The following is a 17,782-nucleotide window of genomic DNA, read 5'->3' on the forward strand; positions in this document are numbered from 1 at the left end:
ATGCGCGTAACGACCGGCACTCACTCTCGCCTCGGTGCAAGCTGGGACGGCAGAGGGACCAACTTTGCCCTGTTCTCGGCAACCGCTCAGAAGGTCGAGCTTTGCCTATTCGACAGTCAGGGCCGCCGCGAGCTGGAGCGCATCGAATTGCCGGAGCGTAACGAGGACGTCTGGCACGGTTATCTAAACGACATCTCGCCGGGGCAGCTGTATGGCTACAGGGTGCACGGGCCCTATGAACCGGAGCATGGCCACCGCTTCAACGCACACAAGCTGCTGCTCGACCCCTACGCCAAGAAGATGGCGGGGCGTCTCGTATGGAGCGATGCGCATTTCGGCTACCGCACCGGCAGTGCCCGCGAGGACCTCTCCTTCGACCGGCGCGACAATGCGCGCGGCATGCCGAAGGCCGTCGTCGTCGATGAGACCTTCAATTGGGGCCGCAAGGAAGCGCGTCCGAGCGTGCCGTGGGAAGACACGATCATCTACGAGGCCCACGTCAAGGGCCTGACCCAGGGCCGCAAGGACGTTCCGCCGGGACTCCGCGGCACCTACCGCGGGCTGTCGTCGCCAGCGATGATCGACCATCTGAAGCGGCTCGGCGTCACCACCGTCGAATTGCTGCCGGTGCAGAGCTTTGTCGATGACCGCCGGCTGGTTGAGCTCAAGCTTGCCAACTACTGGGGCTATAATTCGCTGTCGTTCTTCGCGCCGGAAGCGCGCTACGGCCAGGACAATCCGCTGGATTCATTCCGCACCACCGTGGCGCGGCTGCACGACGCCGGCATCGAGGTGATCCTCGACGTGGTCTATAATCACACCGCCGAAGGCAATCACCTCGGCCCGACGCTGAGCTACCGCGGCATCGACAATTCCTCCTATTACTGGCTGATGCCCGACAACCCGCGCTACTACGACGACTTCACGGGTTGCGGAAGTTCGGTGAACTTGACCCATCCCCGCGTGCTGCAGATGGTGATGGATTCGCTGCGCTACTGGGTCGAGGTCTGTCATGTCGATGGCTTTCGCTTCGACCTCGCAACCACGCTGGCGCGCACGCCGAACGGCTATGACCGCAACAGCGCCTTTCTCACGGCCGTGCGGCAGGACCCCGTGCTGGCCTCGGTCAAGATGGTCGCCGAACCCTGGGATCTCGGGATGGGCGGCTATCAGGTCGGCGCCTTTCCGTCGCAATGGTCAGAATGGAACGACAAGTATCGCAGTGCCATGCGGCGCTACTGGAGCGGCGAAGGCAGCCTGATCGGCGAAGTCTCGAGCCGCATGACAGGCTCCTCCGACGTGTTCAATCATGACGGCCGCAAGCAGCGCGCCGGCATCAACCACGTCACCGTGCATGACGGTTTCACGCTGGCCGATCTGTTCGCCTATAATGAGAAGCACAACGAGGCCAATGGCGAGGACAACCGCGACGGCTCCAGTGACAACCTCAGCAACAACTTCGGCGTCGAAGGTCCGACCGACGATCCGGTCTTGCTGGCCTTGCGCCGGCAGCTGCGCAAGAATCAGCTGGCGTGCCTGATGCTGGCGCAGGGCGTGCCATTGCTCCTGGCTGGCGACGAGGTCGGCAATACCCAGGATGGCAACAACAACGCCTATTGCCAGGACAATGAAATCGGCTGGGTCGGCTGGGGCAACCTCGGCCACAAGGAAGACGATCTCACCGACTTCATCGGCTACATGTCGCAACTCCGGCAGCGCTTCCCGCAGATCCGCGCGCAACGCTGGCTCGACGGTCGCCGCGCTGATGGAACGTATGGCGTGCTGTGGCTAACGCCGGCCGCTGAGGAGATGACCGAGCAGGACTGGGCATTTCCGGACGGGCGCTTCCTGGCTTATGTGCTGAGCCCCAGCGACGACAACCAGAACCCGATCTTCATCGTTCTGAATTCGGCTCCGGAAGGCATTCCATTCAAGCTGCCGAGGATGCCGGAATACAGACATTGGCGGCAGATTCTCAACACCGCCAGCGACCAGCTCTCGATCGCGATCCTGCCATCCGGCAGCGACGTCGATGCGCCGCCGCGTTCCGTTCTCGCATTTGCAGGTTCAGTTTCATGAGCGAGCGAAGCTTTGGGCCACGCCTGACCAAGACAGGCGTAATCTTCCGGCTGTGGGCGCCGGCCGCCAATCGCGTCGATGTGATGCTCGACAAACTCTATCCGCTGACGCGTGGCGAGGATGGCTGGTTCTCCGCGGAGATTCCGGATGTGAAAGCCGGCGCTACCTACCGTTTCCACATCGACGGCGCCGACAACGTGCCTGATCCTGGTTCGGCGTTCCAGCCTGGCGATATCGCCGGCCCCAGCGAAGTAATCGACCACGACGCCTATGCCTGGCGCGCCACCGAATGGAAGGGGCGGCCCTGGGAAGAAACCGTGCTGATCGAGACCCATGTCGGCAGTTTCACGCCGGAGGGCACTTACCGCGCCATGATCGACAAACTCGATCATCTGGTCGAAACCGGCATTACCGCGCTCGAACTGATGCCGCTGGCGGACTTCGCCGGTCGCCATAACTGGGGCTATGACGGCGTACTGTGGTATGCGCCGGATTGCATGTTCGGCCGCCCGGAGGATCTGAAAGCGCTGATCGACGAGGCACATCTGCGCGGCATCATGGTGTTTCTCGACGTGGTCTATAATCACTTCGGGCCGGAAGGAAATTACCTTGGCAGCTACGCGCCGGACTTCTTTGGCGATGCGCACACGCCGTGGGGTTCAGCGATCAACTACAATCTGCCGCAGGTCCGCGCTTATGCCATCGAGAACGCCGTGGCGTGGCTGCGCGATTACCGATTCGACGGGCTTCGGCTCGATGCGGTGCACGCGATCCCCGAGCAGGGCGAGATCCCGATGCTGCACGAACTCAGCCGCGAGGTCGGCAAGTTGGCCGCCGACACCAGCCGCTCGATTCATCTGGTATTGGAGAACGACGATAACAAAGCGGCGTTGCTCGACCCCGACACTAATCCCTCGCGCGGCAAATACCGCGCGCAGTGGAACGACGATTATCACCACGCCTGGCACGTGCTGCTGACCGGCGAGGACAAGGGCTACTACAGCGACTACGCGCCACGGCCCATCGACCATATTGTTCAGGCGCTGGCCTCCGGCTTCGCCTATCAGGGCGAGCCTTCAGCGCACCGCGACGGCACGCCGCGCGGCGAGCCCAGCGGCGCGCTGCCGCCTTCCGCCTTCGTCAACTTCCTGCAGAACCACGACCAGATCGGTAACCGCGCGCTCGGCGACCGGCTCGAAGCCATCGCCAAGCCGAAGGCGATTGAAGCGGCGCTGGCGATTACGCTGCTGGCGCCGATGGTACCGATGCTGTTCATGGGCGACGAATGGGGCTCCAAGGCGCCGTTTCCGTTCTTTTGCGATTTCAAGGGAGATCTGGCCGAAGCCGTGCGCCAGGGCCGCAAGAAGGAATTCGCCAGCGCCTATGAAAAATATGGCGATGAAATTCCCGATCCGCTCGATGAATCGACATTCCGGTCGGCGGTGCTCGACTGGAAAAATCGTGAGGCGGCGGCTTGTCAGCAACGGCTGAAGCTGGTTCGCGAACTACTGGCCTTGCGCAAAGATTACGTCATGCCGCGGCTCAAGGGCGCCCATTTCGGCACGGCCAAAGCCGATGACAACGGCATTCTCAGTGTTCACTGGAAAATGGGCGACGGCGCCATGCTTCACCTTGCAGCGAATCTTACGGATCATGACGTAACGCGGGAACAGCGTTCGGCGTCAGGCGTCGTGATCTGGGGCGATTTTTCCTCCGACAGCTTCGCACCTTGGTCGGTGCGATGGCGAATGGAACAAGCATCATGAGTTCGGCAATTCCCGTCGCGACCTATCGTATCCAGCTGACGGGCGATTTCACGTTCGACCACGCCGCGAAGATCGTGCCCTATCTGAAGTCGCTGGGCATCACCCATCTCTACGCTTCGCCGTTCCTAAAGGCGCGCGCCGGCAGCACCCACGGCTACGACATCGTGGATCATACCCAATTCAACCCCGAACTCGGCGGCGAAGCGGGCTTCGAGCGGCTCAGCGCCGAGTTGAAGAAGAACGACATCGGCCTGATCCTGGATTTCGTACCGAACCACGTCGGCGTGCATTTTGCCGACAACCCGTGGTGGCTGAGCGTGCTGGAATGGGGCCCCGCGTCACCCCATGCGGTCTCGTTCGACATCGACTGGGACACCCTGCCTTACCGCGCCCGCGGCGGCGTGCTGCTGCCGATTATCGGCACATCCTACGGCCAGGCGCTGGACAGCGGCGAGATCGAGCTGAAGTTCGATGCGGCGGAGGGCAGCTTCTCCGCATGGTATTTAGAGCACCGCCTGCCGATCGCGCCGGAGCGTTACAGCGAGATATTGCGTGCCGTCGTCAAGGAAGCCGACGCTGCCGGCACCCCTGCCGGCAAGGCGATCCTCGACCTCGCCTCGCGCTACAAGGGCCTGCGCCATCCTAATCTGGCCGAAGCCCCGGGCTTCAAAAAGGAATTGGCTGCGGTGGCCGGCGGCGCCGAACTGATCGCGAAAGGGCTCGATGCCTACCGGGCCGGGCCGGATCGTGCGTCGCAGATCCAGACGCTGCACAACCTGCTGGAGCGCCAGCACTACAAACTCGGCCAGTGGCGCCTAGCCTCAAGCGAGATCAACTACCGCCGCTTCTTCGACGTCAATACGCTGGCCGGCCTGCGCGTCGAGGATGCAGGCACCTTTGACGCGATCCACAGCCTGGTGAAGCGGCTGATCGCAGAGGACAAGCTGCAGGGCCTGCGGCTGGACCATATCGACGGGCTGCGCGACCCCGCACAGTATTTTCAGCGGCTTCGGCGGCTGATCCGCGAGGCGCAGGTCGACAAGTCGAAGCCGTTCTACGTGGTGATTGAAAAGATTCTCGGCGAAGACGAGAAACTGGTGCAACTCACTGGCGTGCACGGTACCACCGGCTACGAATGGCTCAACACCATCACCCAGGTGCTGGTCGAGGAGAAGGGTTTGGAGCCGCTCGACGAGATCTGGCGCCAGGTCAGCAATACCTCACCCAAATTCGCCCCCTTGCTGCGCGAAGCCAAGCTCCGCGTCCTGGAAACCCTCTTGCTCAGCGAATTCACCGTGTTGACGCGGCTGCTGGCGCGGATCGCCGGCGGGCATTATTCGACGCGGGATTTTTCCGCCGACACGTTACGGCAGGCGTTCGAACTCTACGTCCTGCACTTTCCGGTCTATCGCACCTACCTCACGGCGGCCGGCCCTTCTGCGCTGGACCGCGAGCTGATCTCAAGCACCATTGAAAAAGCGCGCGCGGACTGGTTCGGCGCCGACGAGGGCCTGTTCGACTTCTTGCGCGATGCGCTGACGCTCGACCTGCTGAAACCCGGCCGCGCGGCACACAGCAAGCCTCGCGTGCGGCGCTTTGCGCTCAAGGTGCAGCAGTTCACCGGACCGACCATGGCGAAGTCGCTGGAGGACACCGCGTTCTATCGCTACCACCGGCTGCTGGCGCTCAACGAGGTAGGCGGCGATCCGGCCGCCCACGCCATGCCGCTGGCCACGTTCCACGCCATGATGGCGGAGCGCGCCAAGGACTGGCCGCACGGCCTGACATCGACTGCCACCCACGACACCAAGCGCGGCGAGGACGCCCGTGCGCGGCAGCTTGCGCTGGCCGAACTGCCGGGCGAATGGGCCACCGCGGTCAGCCGCTGGAAGATTCTCAACGCGCCGCACCTCGTCATCGACGGCGAGATGCGTTCGCCCTCGGCGTCTTTTGAATACATGCTGTACCAGGCCCTGCTCGGCGCCTGGCCGCTCGGTACCCGCGATGGCACATTCCTGGAGCGGATGCAGGCTTACGCCCTCAAGGCTGCGCGCGAAGGCAAGCAGGAGACCAGCTGGCTCAATCCCAACGACGCCTATGAGAAAGGGCTGCATCTCTTTCTCGAACGACTCCTCGACCCCGCGCAATCCCGGGAATTCCTGGAAGCACTGGAGACCTTTGCCAAGCGAACCTCGCTGCTTGGCGTGCTGAACTCGTTGAGCCAGATTACCCTGAAGGCGACGCTGCCCGGCGTGCCGGATTTCTACCAGGGCACCGAGTTCTGGGATTTCTCGCTGGTCGATCCCGACAACCGCCGCCCCGTGGATTTTGTTGAACGCGCCGATGTGCTGGTGAAATTGCAGCAACCGGACTGGACCACCCTCGCGCAAGACTGGAGCAACGGCCATATCAAGCTGGCCTGGACCCGCGAACTGATCCGACGCCGCACTGAGATGGCCGACGTCTTTGCCCATGGCGATTATGAGCTGCTGGAAGTAACAGGCCCACACAGCGACCATATCATCGCGTTTGCGCGGCGGCTTCAGCGCGATGCCGCCATCGTGGTCCTCGGCCGCTCGTTCGCGACGCTGACGCAGGGCGGACGTTCCTGGCCCGCGCCTGCAGCCTTCGACGCTACCGTCCTCACGCCGGGCTATGTCATCGAAGGTGCCGCGCAAACCAAGGACGCCAGCGGGCTGGTGGTCGCCGAACTGTTCAAGGATTTGCCGGTGACGATCATCAATGCCCGGACTGCAACACCGGTGCGCGCGCGTTCGACGCGCCTGCAATAACCCACCCAACGAAAAGGCCGCCCGGGATCGACGGCCGGGCGGCCAAGCGGACTTCGTGCCGATTCGCAGATGTTCGGTTCCCGTCCTCCGCGCCACTCAAAATTCGCATCAAACTGTTTTCAATTGGTTGATAGTGAAATCCAAGAAATCGTTTTCCGCAGTGCAATTTTTGATGCTGCAAGGCAATATTTCTTGCTGTGCCAGTCGATGTTCCTGACCGTTTCGATGGCTTGGCGCTCGCAATAGCGATCGCCTACCCCTTCTTCGTCAGCAGCAAGTTTCCGCGTGCCTTGATCGCGGCCTGCGCGACTTCGGCGAAGCGCTGCAACAACCACGGCAGCGTCACCTCCACAGTGACGTGATCTTCCGCCACATCCACATGACCGGACGCAGCCTGCCCCATCGCGCGGACGCGAAAGATCATCCTGTCGCCTTCCCAGCGTTCTTCATCGACTTTCAGGACTGGCACGCTGGTGGCGGCCTTGGTCAGACCGGTCTTGAGCCGGCGGCAGGCCTCCTCGCGACTGAGGCGATGCGGAATGGAGACGACGAGCGGTGCGGCCATGGCAATTCCTGCGGTTCGGGAGCTACTCAACGCATGTAAGCGCGCGCGGTGCCGAAAAAAGTCCGGCTGCGATCGGGTTTCGCCATTGGAACTTTACCGTAAATAGGGCGTTTTTGTCGCATGAAGGCAGAGGGAATTGCCGGCTGCCAGGCTGAGGAGAACTACATGTCCATCGGAACAATCATTCTAATCATTCTCGTCATCGCCCTGCTCGGTGGTTTCTCGGGCGTTGGCGGCGGTCCGTTCTACGGCACCGGGTACTACGGCGGTGGCGGTCTTGGCCTGATCGTAGTGATCCTGCTGATCCTCTTGCTGCTCGGCAAGCTGTAAGCTTTTCGCAGAAAATTAAAGCGCGCGGTCCAGCGACGGATCGCGCGTTTTTGCGTTGCTCGATGCGCCACATGCGCCTTGGCCCTTATTCACGGGCAAGCCGCGTTATTGCCCTCTCAGTTTCTTGATCGCCGGCTTCAACGACGCTGCGGCTTCGTCATACCCCTCCCATGCCTTCGTCTTCTTTAGCAATGCGGGCACCGTCCGGATCGTGAATTTCTTCGGATCGAGGTCGGCGCGCAGTTGCGCCCAGGTCAACGGCATCGACACCGTGGCGCCTTCGCGAGCGCGGGGTGAAAGCACCGCCACCGCCGTCGACATCCGGTCGTTGCGCAGATAATCGAGAAAAATCTTTCCGCCCCGCAGCTTCTTAGACATGTTGATGAGATAGCGCCCGGGATCGTCATCGACCATCGCCTGGCAGACTCCCTGCGCAAAGGCTTTTGCGATTTTCCAATCGACCTTGTCCTTTGCTCCATAGAGGAGTGGCGTTACTACATGCAGGCCCTTTCCGCCGGTGGTCTTGCAAAAACTCTCCAGCCCAAGGGCCATCAGCCGCTCGCGCAACTCGCGGGCGGCGTCCATCACGGCGCCAAATTCGACGTCGGGCGCAGGATCGAGATCGAATACCAGCCGTCCAGGCACTTCCGGTAGGTCGGGCGCACAATTCCACGGATGTAGTTCCAGCCCACCGATCTGCGCCACCGCGGCGAGGCCTTCGACGCGGTCGATCTGCAAGTACGGTTTGCGGTCGCCGGAGACCTTCACCAGTTCGAGCAGGTTCGAGCTGCCGGGCATGGCGTGACGCTGGAAGAAGATCTGGTGGCCCTTAATACCATCCGGCGCGCGGACGATCGAGCATGGGCGGCCTTTGAGATGTCCCATCGCCCAGTCTCCGACCGCCTCGAAATACTGCGCGAGATCGAGCTTGGTGACCGGTTCGCCGTCGCCGGCATCCGGCCACAGCGCTTTGTCGGGCTTCGAGATCGACACACCCATCACCGTCGATGGGCCGGACGCGGCTTTTGGTGATACGACCGCCTTGCCGATCGCCTTCTTCGCGCCACGTGCCGGCGTCGGCTTGGCGAGTTCGGTTTTCTTCGGCGTCTCGGCCTCGACCTCCTTAGCCGGCTTGTCCTGGCGCAGGCCCTTGAACGAGGCCTGCCGCACCATGCCGGCCCCGGTAAAACCGGCGAATTCGATCTCTGCCACCAGTTCCGGCTTCAGCCAATGCACCTCGCGGCCGCCAGGCGGCGTCTCCTTGCCGCCGAACGGGCTGGCCTTGGCCGCCGCCTTTTTCAGCGCCGGCATGATGGCTTTCACCTTGTCCGCGCCGAAACCGGTGCCGACCACGCCGACATAGGCCAGGAGATCGCCTTTGTTCACGCCGACCATCAACGATCGGAATTTGCCGGCATTGCTCTTCCACGCGCCGATCACGACCTCATGGCCGGCGCGGCATTTTGCTTTGGTCCAGTTTTCCGAGCGGCCAGAGTTGTAAGGTGCCAACAGCTTCTTGGAGACGATGCCTTCCAGAGACAACTTGCAGGCCGACTGTAGAATGGCGTCGCCGCCGGTTTCGAAGTGATCGACATAGCGGATCAGGCTTTCTTTCCGTCTGCCGCGCGCAGCTTGCAGCAGTTCCTTCAGTCGCGCCTTGCGTTCTGACAACGGCAATCTGCGCAGGTCCTCGTCGCCGGCGAACAGCAGGTCGAAGACGAAAAAAATCAGCGCGTCCGTTTTTCCGTCGGACAGGGCTGCCTGCAACGCCGCGAAATCCGGCGCGCCATGCGCGTCGAGGCCGACGATCTCGCCATCGATGATCGCGTCCGGTAGGTTCGCAGCCTCCTTCGCGATGGCCGGGAATTTTTCGGTCCAGTCCAAGCCCTTTCGGGTCTTCAGCGTGACCTCGCCGTCCTCGACACGGAGTTGCACGCGGTAGCCATCGAATTTGATTTCATGGGCCCATCCGGCGGCCGAAGGCGGGCGATCCACGGAGGTGCAAAGTTGCGGCGTGACGAAACCCGGCAAGATCGCGACCTTCTTCGGTTTCGAGGCAGTCTTCCTGGCAACCTTGCTGGTTGACGCTTTGGCTTTCTTTGTCACGCCCGCCTTTGTCTTTACGGTTTTGCCGGCCCGCTCTTCTGCGGCCAGGCCATGGTTGGAATCCCATACCGCGTCGGGCTTGGTCTTGCCGGTCTTGCCTACCATGAACGGTTTCGGCGCGCGGCCCTCGCCTGCGGCGATGTCGGCCATCGAGCGGCCGGACGCCACCGAGGCGTCTGCGTCCAGGACCTTGTTGGACTTGCCTTCTTTTACGAACTCGTCGCGGTGCTTGATCAGCAGCCAGTTGGTGCGTTTGCCGCCATTGCGGTCATGCCGCATCCGTACCAGCACAAAACCGCCATGCAGCTTCTCACCTTCCAGCGTGAACTTGAGGTCGCCGTTCTTGAAGCCTTTTTCGGGATCGTCGGACTCCCAATAGCCGCGGTCCCATAGCTGCACGGTGCCGCCACCATACTGGCCCTTGGGAATGGTGCCTTCAAAATCGCCGTAGTCGAGTGGATGGTCCTCGACCTCGACCGCCAGCCGCTTGTCGGCCGGGTCGAGGGACGGACCGCGCGTCACCGCCCAGGATTTGAAGACGCCGTTGAATTCCAGCCGTAGGTCGTAATGCAGTCGTGTCGCATCGTGCTTCTGGATGACGAAGCGCCGCCGCTTCGACGGCGCCACCACCGCGTCGCCGGAGGGCTCCGCCGTTTGCTCGAAATCGCGCTTCTTTCTGTAAATCGATAGCTGCTTGTCGGCCACGGCGACCCCCTTGCTCCCTGACCGAGCGTTCCGGCCTTGGAACCAAAACCAACAATTGCCGTTGAAGTTCCCACAATCCCTCGCTGGTGCAAGACGTTGCGCTAGCGGCGGCGTTCCGAGTACCCGAGTTGGAGGACGACTGATGGCCCCGCCCCGCGCTTACTGGAAAGGCTCCCTGAAGCTTTCCCTCGTCACTTGCCCGGTCGTGCTTTATCCGGCTTCTACTACGGTAGAAAAGACCCGCTTCCACATGATCAACACCGAGACCGGCAACCGGCTGAAGCAGCAGATGGTCGATGCCGAGACGGGGGATATCGTCGAGAAGGAACAGAAGGGCCGCGGCTACGAGGTCAGCAAGGGCGAGTTCATCCCGATCGAAAAGGAGGAGCTTGAGGCGGTTCAGATCGAGAGCAATCACACCATCGACATCGACAACTTCGTACCGCGCGACGAGATAGACCGGCGTTATCTCAACAACCCCTATTACATCGCTCCCGATGGCAAGGCCGGCATGGACGCCTTCGCAGTCATACGCGACGCCATGAAGGACAAGGACCGCGTCGCGCTGGCGCGCATCGTACTGACCAACCGCGAGCATGTCATTGCCATCGAGCCGCTCGGCAAGGGACTGCTCGGCACCACGCTGCGCTACCCCTACGAGTTGCGTGATGAAGAAGACTACTTCGACGATATCAAGAGCCCGAAGATCTCCAAGGACATGATCGACCTCGCGGCTCATATCCTCGACAGCAAGGCGGCGCATTTCGATCCCTCGAAATTCGAGGACCAGTACGAAACCGCGCTGAAGAAACTGGTGGAGCGCAAGGCCGCCGGCAAGCCGGTCAAGGCGGCGGAGAAGGAAGCCAAGTCAGACAATGTCATCAGCCTGATGGACGCCCTGCAGCAGAGCCTGAAGGGTGGCAAGGGCACGAAGGCTGCGCCCACGAAACGCGCCGCTGAACCGCGCGCGGCGCGGGCGCGACCGGCCAAGAAGGCACATCGCTCCGCTGCGCGTCGCAAGGCGAGTTGAGGTGATGAGGGCCCTTCTACTCATCGCCAGCATCGGTGCATTGACGACCACGGCTTCACTTGCGCAGAACCTGGAAGCCCGGGAATGCAATGCGGCCAACATCGGCAGCACGGCTGAAACCATTGCCAAGATGAAGGACGGCAAACAGAAAGCCACCGCCTCGGTGGAGATTGGCGCCGCTAGTGAGGCGTTGGCGCTGGGCAAGCCGGATGACTGCAAGGACCATTTGATGAAGGCGATCCTGCAAACGAAATAGACCGGGGATCAACGGCCGCCCGTTTCACGCGGTACACCTGACAATTAGCGTTTGGCCTTCTTGGCGGTCTTCTCTTTCGTCGCCTTTTTCTTTGTCGTCTTCTTGGCAGCTTTCTTCGCTGTCTTCTTGGCCGCCTTTTTCGGCACCTTCTTGCCTTCGGCGCGAGCCTCTGACAGTCCGATCGCAATCGCCTGCTTCTTGCTCTTCACGGCTTCTCCGGAACGTCCGCTCTTCAGCGTACCTGCCTTACGTTTCTTCATTGCGCGCTCGACCTTGGCCGAGACCTTCTTGGAATATTTTGCCATGAACCGCTTTCTCCCGTTGCGTGAGAAATAATATTTTTGGGAGATGATAGTTCCGGACGGAGATACCGCCTCTCTTCCCCACTCCCTCCAGAGAAGGGTAAGTAAAAATTACTCCGCCGCCCGCAACCGATAGCCGATCCCCGTTTCCGTCAGCACGAATTGCGGGCGCTCGGGATCAAGTTCGATTTTCTGCCGGAGCTGCCGCACATAGACGCGCAGATACTGCGCGTCGGTGAGTTCGTCCCATAGTTCCTTCAGCAGGAAGCGATGCGTCAGCACCTTGCCAGCGTGCTGCACCAGTACGCGCAGCAGCTCATATTCTTTCGGCGAAAGCTTGACGTCCTTGTCGCCGACCTTCACCAACCGCCGCACCAGATCAACTGACAGTTCGCCGGTGCGAAACACCGGTCGCTCGCCTTGCACCTGCAACTGATGGCGCAGCGCCGCGCGCATCCGTGCCAGCAACTCGTCCATGCCGAACGGCTTGGTGAGATAATCGTCGGCACCAAGGTCCAGTGCCTGCACTTTGCCGGCTTCGTCGCCGCGGCTCGACAGCACTACGATGGGAACATGATCGTTGCGGGCACGGATCATACGTAGGAGATCGTGACCCTGGATGTCCGGCAGGCCGAGATCGAGGATAATCAGCGCCGGATCCTGCGCCAGCAGTTCAAGCGCGATCTTGCCGTTGCTGGCCTCGAGGATGTCGTAGCCCTGCGTGCTCAACCCCATGCGCAGCAGCTTACGGATCGGCGGCTCGTCGTCGATGACGAGGACCTTGATGGCGGCAGCGTTCATGCGGCGGTGTCCAAGGCTTCGGTGGCCGGCGGGATCGGCAGGCGGATCGTCAGCACGGCGCCGGGGCGGTCGGCGCGGTTGGCGGCGGAGATGGTGCCATGCATGGCCTCGATGAAGCCGCGCGAAATGGCGAGGCCGAGGCCGGTGCCGGCGCGAACGTGATCGCCCTTCTGTGCACGAAAGAACTTGTCGAAGACGTTCTCTAGGTCGGCAGCCGGAATCCCGGCGCCTTCGTCGATGACCTGCAAGCACACCGAATCCTTGTCGCGCCACGCCCTGATCGCGATGGCGGTGTCGTTCGCCGCATATTTCGCGGCATTGTCGAGCAGGTTGAACAGCACCTGCTCGAACAACACGGCGTCGAGCTGCAGCATCGGTAGGTCCGGCGCCAGGTCGAGTTTCACCGGATGCCGCGTCAAAATCTTGCCGGCGCGGCGCAGCGCGCTGCCGACGATCTCTCCCGGATCCTGCAACGATGCATTCGGCACCACGGCGCCGGATTCGAGCTTGGTCATGTCCAGCAAGTTGGCGATGAACCGGTTAAGTCGCTCGGATTCGTCGATCACGGTAGTCAACAGGTCCGTCTTCTCCGCCTCGCTGAGTTTCGGAGATAGATCCCGCATGGTGCTGGCCGCGCCCAGCACCGAGGCGAGTGGCGTCTTCAGGTCATGCGAGATCGAGGTCAGCAACGCCGCCCGTAGCCGATCGGATTCGATGCTGCGCTGGGCGCGGTCCATGTCCTCGACCAGTTGCACGCGCTCGATGGCCAGCGCGCTTTGATCGACAAGCGCGTCCAGCAGCCGGCGCTGGTCCGGCGTGAGCAGCGGCCCGGTGCGGTCGTCGTCGATGCCAATCACGCCGATCGGCCCGCGACCGGTCCGCATCGGCAAAAACAGCCGCTTCGCTCCGGGCAACGTATCGGAGCCGCGGCCGGCCGGGCGGTCGTTGCTCCAGGCCCAGTTGGCGGCGGCGAGATCGGCCTTGTCGAGTTCGTCCTCCGGGGGATAGCCGGCCTTGACGGTGATAACGCCCTGCTCCGGCAGCAGCAGCACCACCCGCACCCTGAGCATCAGCGCGATCTGGTAGGCCGTCGCCCACAGCACGTCGTCGAGCGTCGCCGTGCCGGCCAGCTTGCGGCTGAACGCGTACAGCGATTCCGTGGTCCGCACCCGGCCGAACGCCGATACTGCCTGCGTGCGGACGCGCGCGGCGACGTTGGACACCAGGATCGCGATCACCATGAAGAAGAAGAACGCCGCGATATTGGTCGGGTCCGTGATGGTGAAGGTGTAGACCGGCGGCAGGAAGAAGAAATTGTAGCTGAGCGACGCCACCACGCTGGCCAGCAACGACGGCCACAGTCCGAAGCGCACCGCAACGCTCACCACCGCGGTGAGAAACACCAGATCGACATTCTCGATCCCGAATACAGGCCGAATCAACTTGGCGACACCAAGCGCCAGCGCAATGACGGCCAAAGCCGCGAGATACGGCCGGCCATCGAACGGTTCGGCGCGCACCGCGGCCTGCACCGATTTCTTCGCCGGCTCGGCGGCCAGCGCGTCGCCGGCGATGACGTGGACGCTGATATTGCCCGAGCGCCTGACCAGATCGTGTACCACCGAGCCGCGCAGCAATTCGAACCACCATGAGCGCGACGCCTTGCCGATCACGATCTGGGTGACATTGTTGCCATGCGCGTAGCGCAGCAGGTCGTCGGCAATGCGACGGCCCGCGCCCGGGATCGTCAGCGCCTCGCCGCCCAGCGCCTCCGCCAGCCGTAGCGTGTCGGCGAGGCGGTCGCGCTGCTCCTCAGTGAGCTGCAGGCTGCGCCGGGTCTCGATGCTGACCGCCGTCCACGGTGCGTGTAGCCGGTCGGCGAGGCGCTTGGTGTAGCGCACAAGGCCGGCCGAGCGCGGGTCGTCGCTGATGCAGACCAGAATGCGTTCGCCGGCGGCCCACGGGCCGGCAATGGCATTGGCCTGCATGTGGTTGAGCAACTGCTCGTCGACCCGCTCGGCGGTGCGACGCAGCGCCAATTCGCGCAGCGCGGTCAGGTTGCCCGGCGAAAAATAATGCTCCAGGGCTCGTTCGGCCTGTTTGGGGACGTAGACCTTGCCCTCGCGCAGGCGCTGGATCAGGTCGTCCGGGGTGAGGTCGATCAGTTCGATGGCGTCGGCGCCATCGAACACCGAGTCCGGTACGGTCTCGCGCACCCGCACATGGGTGATCTGGGCAACGACGTCGTTCAGGCTCTCGATATGCTGGATGTTGACGGCGGTGTAGACGTCGATGCCGTGGCTGAGCAGTTCGGCGACATCAAGGTAGCGTTTCGGGTGCCGGCTGCCGGGCGCGTTGGTGTGAGCGAGCTCATCGACCAGCGCGATCTGGGGATGGCGGGCGATCAGCGCATCGAGGTCCATCTCCTCAAGGCTCTGGTCCTTGTAGGCAAACCGCCGTCGCGGGATCACTTCCAGCCCCGCCAGCAATGCCTCGGTCTCGACGCGGCCATGGGTCTCGACGACGCCGACCACCACGTCCATGCCCGCCTTGCGGCGGGCATGGGCGCTTTGCAGCATCTCGTAGGTTTTGCCGACGCCGGGCGCGGCGCCGACGAATATCTTCAGCCGCCCCGCGCGGTTTTCCTCCCGCCGGGCCGCTTCGAGAAGCGCTTCGGGCGAGGGTCTCCGTTCAAGATCGCGGTGCTGATTTGCCATACGGCAATATAGTCTCCGCTGTGGCGAGAGCCTAGTTCGATCCGTCATCCGTAAGGTGGGCACAGGCGCCCTTGCGCCGTGCCCACCATAACCCGCACCGCTTGAAATGGCGGGCACGCCCTCGTGCGCTATGCGCGCAACGGCTTTGCCCACCCTACAACTACTTCGGGGCCGCCGCGTCCAGCGCCAGGTTGAGCGCCAGCACGTTGACCCGGGGCTCGCCCAGCAAGCCGATGAACCGGCCTTCGGTCTTCTCGGCCACCAACTGGCGGACGCGCTCCTCGGTCAGCTTCCGCGCCTTGGCCACGCGCGGCACCTGAAACAGAGCGCCTTCCGGCGAGATATTGGGATCCAAGCCGCTGCCCGAGCTGGTGACCAGGTCGATCGGCACCGGCATCGCCGGATTTTCCGCCTTCAGCTTGTCGGTGTCCTCGGTGACCCGGTCGATCAGCGCCTTACTGGTCGGGCCGAGATTCGAGCCCATCGAATTGATCGCGTTATAGGGTTGCGGCACCGTCTTGGTGGCATCCTTCGGGTCCGGCCCCAGGGTTGCCGACGGGCGGCTATGGAAATACCCGTCGGTGGTGAATTCCTGCCCGATCAGCGACGAGCCGATCACCTTGCCGTCGCGCTCGATCAAGCTGCCTTCGGCCTGAGTCGGAAAGATCAGCGCTGACACCGCGGTCATCCCGAGCGGATAGATGACGCCGGTAATGACCGTGAGGCCGAGCAGCAGGACGATAGCCGGGCGAATTTCTTTCAACATGTTGTGTCTCCTTAAACGAGATGCAGGGCGGTGACCGCGAGGTCAATCGCCTTGATGCCGATGAACGGAATGATGATGCCGCCGACGCCGTAGATCAACAGGTTGCGGCTGAGCAGCGCGCCGGCGCCGATCGGGCGGTAGGCGACGCCGCGCAGCGCCAGCGGGATCAGTGCGATGATGATGATCGCGTTGAAGATGATCGCCGACAGGATCGCGCTCTGCGGGCTGTGCAGCCGCATGATGTTGAGCGTCTCCAGTTGCGGATAAAAGGCGAGGAAGATCGCCGGGATGATGGCGAAATACTTCGCCACGTCATTGGCGATCGAGAACGTGGTCAGCGCGCCCCTCGTCATCAGCAGTTGCTTGCCGATTTCGACGATCTCGATCAGCTTGGTCGGGTTGGAATCAAGATCGACCATGTTGCCGGCCTCGCGGGCCGCCTGCGTGCCGGTGTTCATGGCGACGCCGACATCGGCCTGCGCGAGCGCCGGCGCGTCATTGGTGCCGTCACCGCACATCGCCACCAGCTTTCCCTTGGCCTGCTCGTCGCGGATGAGCTGCAGCTTGTCTTCGGGGGTCGCCTGCGCCAGGAAGTCATCGACGCCGGCCTCGGCGGCGATGGCCGCGGCGGTCATCGGGTTGTCGCCGGTGATCATCACGGTGCGAATACCCATCCGGCGCAGCTCGGCGAAACGTTCGCGGATGCCGCCCTTGACGATATCCTTGAGGTGGACGACGCCGAGCAGCTTGCCGTCGCGGGCCACCGCCAGCGGCGTGCCGCCGCCCTTGGCAATCTCGTCGGAAATCGCCTGGATTTCCCGCGCGGTGTCCGACATCTGGGCGGGTTGAATCGCTCGCGCGGTGTTGCCCGAGGAGACGGCAAAGGTGGCGCCGCCATTGACGTAAGTCAGAATCGAATCCACCGCGCCCTTGCGTACCGAAGAGCCTGACGCATCGACGCCGCTCATGCGGGTCTGTGCCGTGAACGGTACGAAGGTGGCACCGAGTTCAGCCATGTCGCGGCCGCGGATGTTGTACTTCTCCTTGGCGAGGACGACGATGGAACGACCTTCCGGCGTCTCGTCGGCCAGCGAGGCCAACTGCGCCGCATCGGCCAGCTCCTGCTCGGTGACGCCGCGCACTGGACGGAACGCCGTCGCCTGGCGATTGCCGAGCGTGATGGTGCCGGTCTTGTCGAGTAGCAAGGTATCGACGTCGCCGGCGGCTTCCACCGCGCGGCCGGACATCGCCAGCACATTGAAGCGCACCAGACGGTCCATGCCGGCAATGCCGATGGCCGACAGCAGCGCGCCGATAGTGGTCGGGATCAGCGTCACGAACAGCGCCACCAGCACGACGACGGAGATCGAACCGCCGGCGTAAGCCGCATAACTCGGGATCGTCACGGTGGCGAACACGAAGATGATCGTGAGGCCGACGAGCAGGATGTTGAGCGCGATCTCGTTCGGCGTCTTCTGGCGTTCGGCGCCTTCCACCAGCTTGATCATGCGGTCGATGAAGGTCGATCCTTGCGCCGCGGTGATGCGGACGCGGATCCAGTCGGACA

General features: G+C 62.8%; 12 protein-coding genes and 1 pseudogene. 6 read left to right on the plus strand and 7 right to left on the minus strand.

What is annotated here, in order from left to right:
- From glgX to treY, 3 genes are read left to right on the plus strand one after another with little or no spacing between them, the layout of a single operon-like run.
- Complete coding sequence (glgX, locus tag JWR89_RS00085; protein WP_299710202.1) at window positions 1–2,079, plus strand: glycogen debranching protein GlgX; 2,079 nt, start codon at window positions 1–3, stop codon at window positions 2,077–2,079.
- Window positions 2,076–3,845 (plus strand): malto-oligosyltrehalose trehalohydrolase, encoded by a 1,770-nt coding sequence (gene treZ, locus JWR89_RS00090; RefSeq protein WP_299710204.1) that lies wholly within the window; start codon window positions 2,076–2,078, stop codon window positions 3,843–3,845. Before glgX ends, treZ begins: the two co-directional genes overlap by 4 nt.
- The gene (gene treY / locus JWR89_RS00095) at window positions 3,842–6,637 is read left to right on the plus strand and encodes a malto-oligosyltrehalose synthase (RefSeq protein WP_299710206.1); all 2,796 of its coding nucleotides are present in this window, start codon (window positions 3,842–3,844) and stop codon (window positions 6,635–6,637) included. The genes treZ and treY overlap by 4 nt, the downstream gene beginning before the upstream one ends.
- Window positions 6,638–6,890: 253 nt before the next feature.
- Here the strand turns inward: treY and JWR89_RS00100 are convergent, their stop codons facing one another.
- Window positions 6,891–7,202, minus strand: coding sequence for a polyhydroxyalkanoic acid system family protein (locus tag JWR89_RS00100; RefSeq protein ID WP_299710207.1), 312 nt, complete (start codon window positions 7,200–7,202; stop codon window positions 6,891–6,893).
- Window positions 7,203–7,367: 165 nt separating this feature from the next.
- Here JWR89_RS00100 and JWR89_RS00105 point away from each other — a divergent pair, with 165 nt between their 5' ends.
- On the plus strand, window positions 7,368–7,532 hold the full coding sequence (locus tag JWR89_RS00105) for a DUF3309 family protein (RefSeq protein WP_299710209.1): 165 nt from the start codon (window positions 7,368–7,370) through the stop codon (window positions 7,530–7,532).
- A gap of 105 nt (window positions 7,533–7,637) precedes the next feature.
- Here JWR89_RS00105 and ligD read toward each other — a convergent pair whose 3' ends face one another.
- Window positions 7,638–10,343 (minus strand): DNA ligase D, encoded by a 2,706-nt coding sequence (ligD, locus tag JWR89_RS00110; RefSeq protein ID WP_299710211.1) that lies wholly within the window; start codon window positions 10,341–10,343, stop codon window positions 7,638–7,640.
- A gap of 142 nt (window positions 10,344–10,485) precedes the next feature.
- Between ligD and JWR89_RS00115 the strand changes: the two genes are divergently transcribed.
- Together JWR89_RS00115 and JWR89_RS00120 are read left to right on the plus strand one after the other, a co-directional pair.
- A complete protein-coding gene (locus tag JWR89_RS00115) occupies window positions 10,486–11,373 on the plus strand; it encodes a Ku protein (RefSeq protein ID WP_299710214.1) in 888 nt (295 codons plus the stop codon).
- 1 nt (window position 11,374) lies between these two features.
- Window positions 11,375–11,629: a hypothetical protein gene (locus JWR89_RS00120; protein ID WP_299710217.1), complete on the plus strand. Its 255-nt coding sequence runs from the start codon at window positions 11,375–11,377 to the stop codon at window positions 11,627–11,629.
- A gap of 56 nt (window positions 11,630–11,685) precedes the next feature.
- On the opposite strand, the pseudogene JWR89_RS00125 reads toward JWR89_RS00120, so the two are convergent.
- The 5 genes and pseudogenes from JWR89_RS00125 to kdpB all read right to left on the minus strand — a co-directional run.
- A pseudogene (locus JWR89_RS00125) lies at window positions 11,686–11,934 on the minus strand (DUF6496 domain-containing protein); the annotation flags it as partial.
- 108 nt (window positions 11,935–12,042) lie between these two features.
- On the minus strand, window positions 12,043–12,732 hold the full coding sequence (locus JWR89_RS00130) for a response regulator transcription factor (protein ID WP_299710222.1): 690 nt from the start codon (window positions 12,730–12,732) through the stop codon (window positions 12,043–12,045).
- Window positions 12,729–15,449, minus strand: coding sequence for a sensor histidine kinase KdpD (locus tag JWR89_RS00135; protein ID WP_299710224.1), 2,721 nt, complete (start codon window positions 15,447–15,449; stop codon window positions 12,729–12,731). The genes JWR89_RS00130 and JWR89_RS00135 overlap by 4 nt, the downstream gene beginning before the upstream one ends.
- Window positions 15,450–15,609: 160 nt before the next feature.
- On the minus strand, window positions 15,610–16,215 hold the full coding sequence (locus tag JWR89_RS00140) for a K(+)-transporting ATPase subunit C (RefSeq protein ID WP_299710227.1): 606 nt from the start codon (window positions 16,213–16,215) through the stop codon (window positions 15,610–15,612).
- 11 nt (window positions 16,216–16,226) lie between these two features.
- The coding region (gene kdpB, locus JWR89_RS00145; protein WP_299710229.1) for a potassium-transporting ATPase subunit KdpB at window positions 16,227–17,782 on the minus strand (1,556 nt) is incomplete at its 5' end.

The sequence above is a fragment of the Tardiphaga sp. genome (genome assembly GCF_028290785.1).
In the GTDB taxonomy this organism is placed as follows: Bacteria; Pseudomonadota; Alphaproteobacteria; order Rhizobiales; family Xanthobacteraceae; genus Tardiphaga.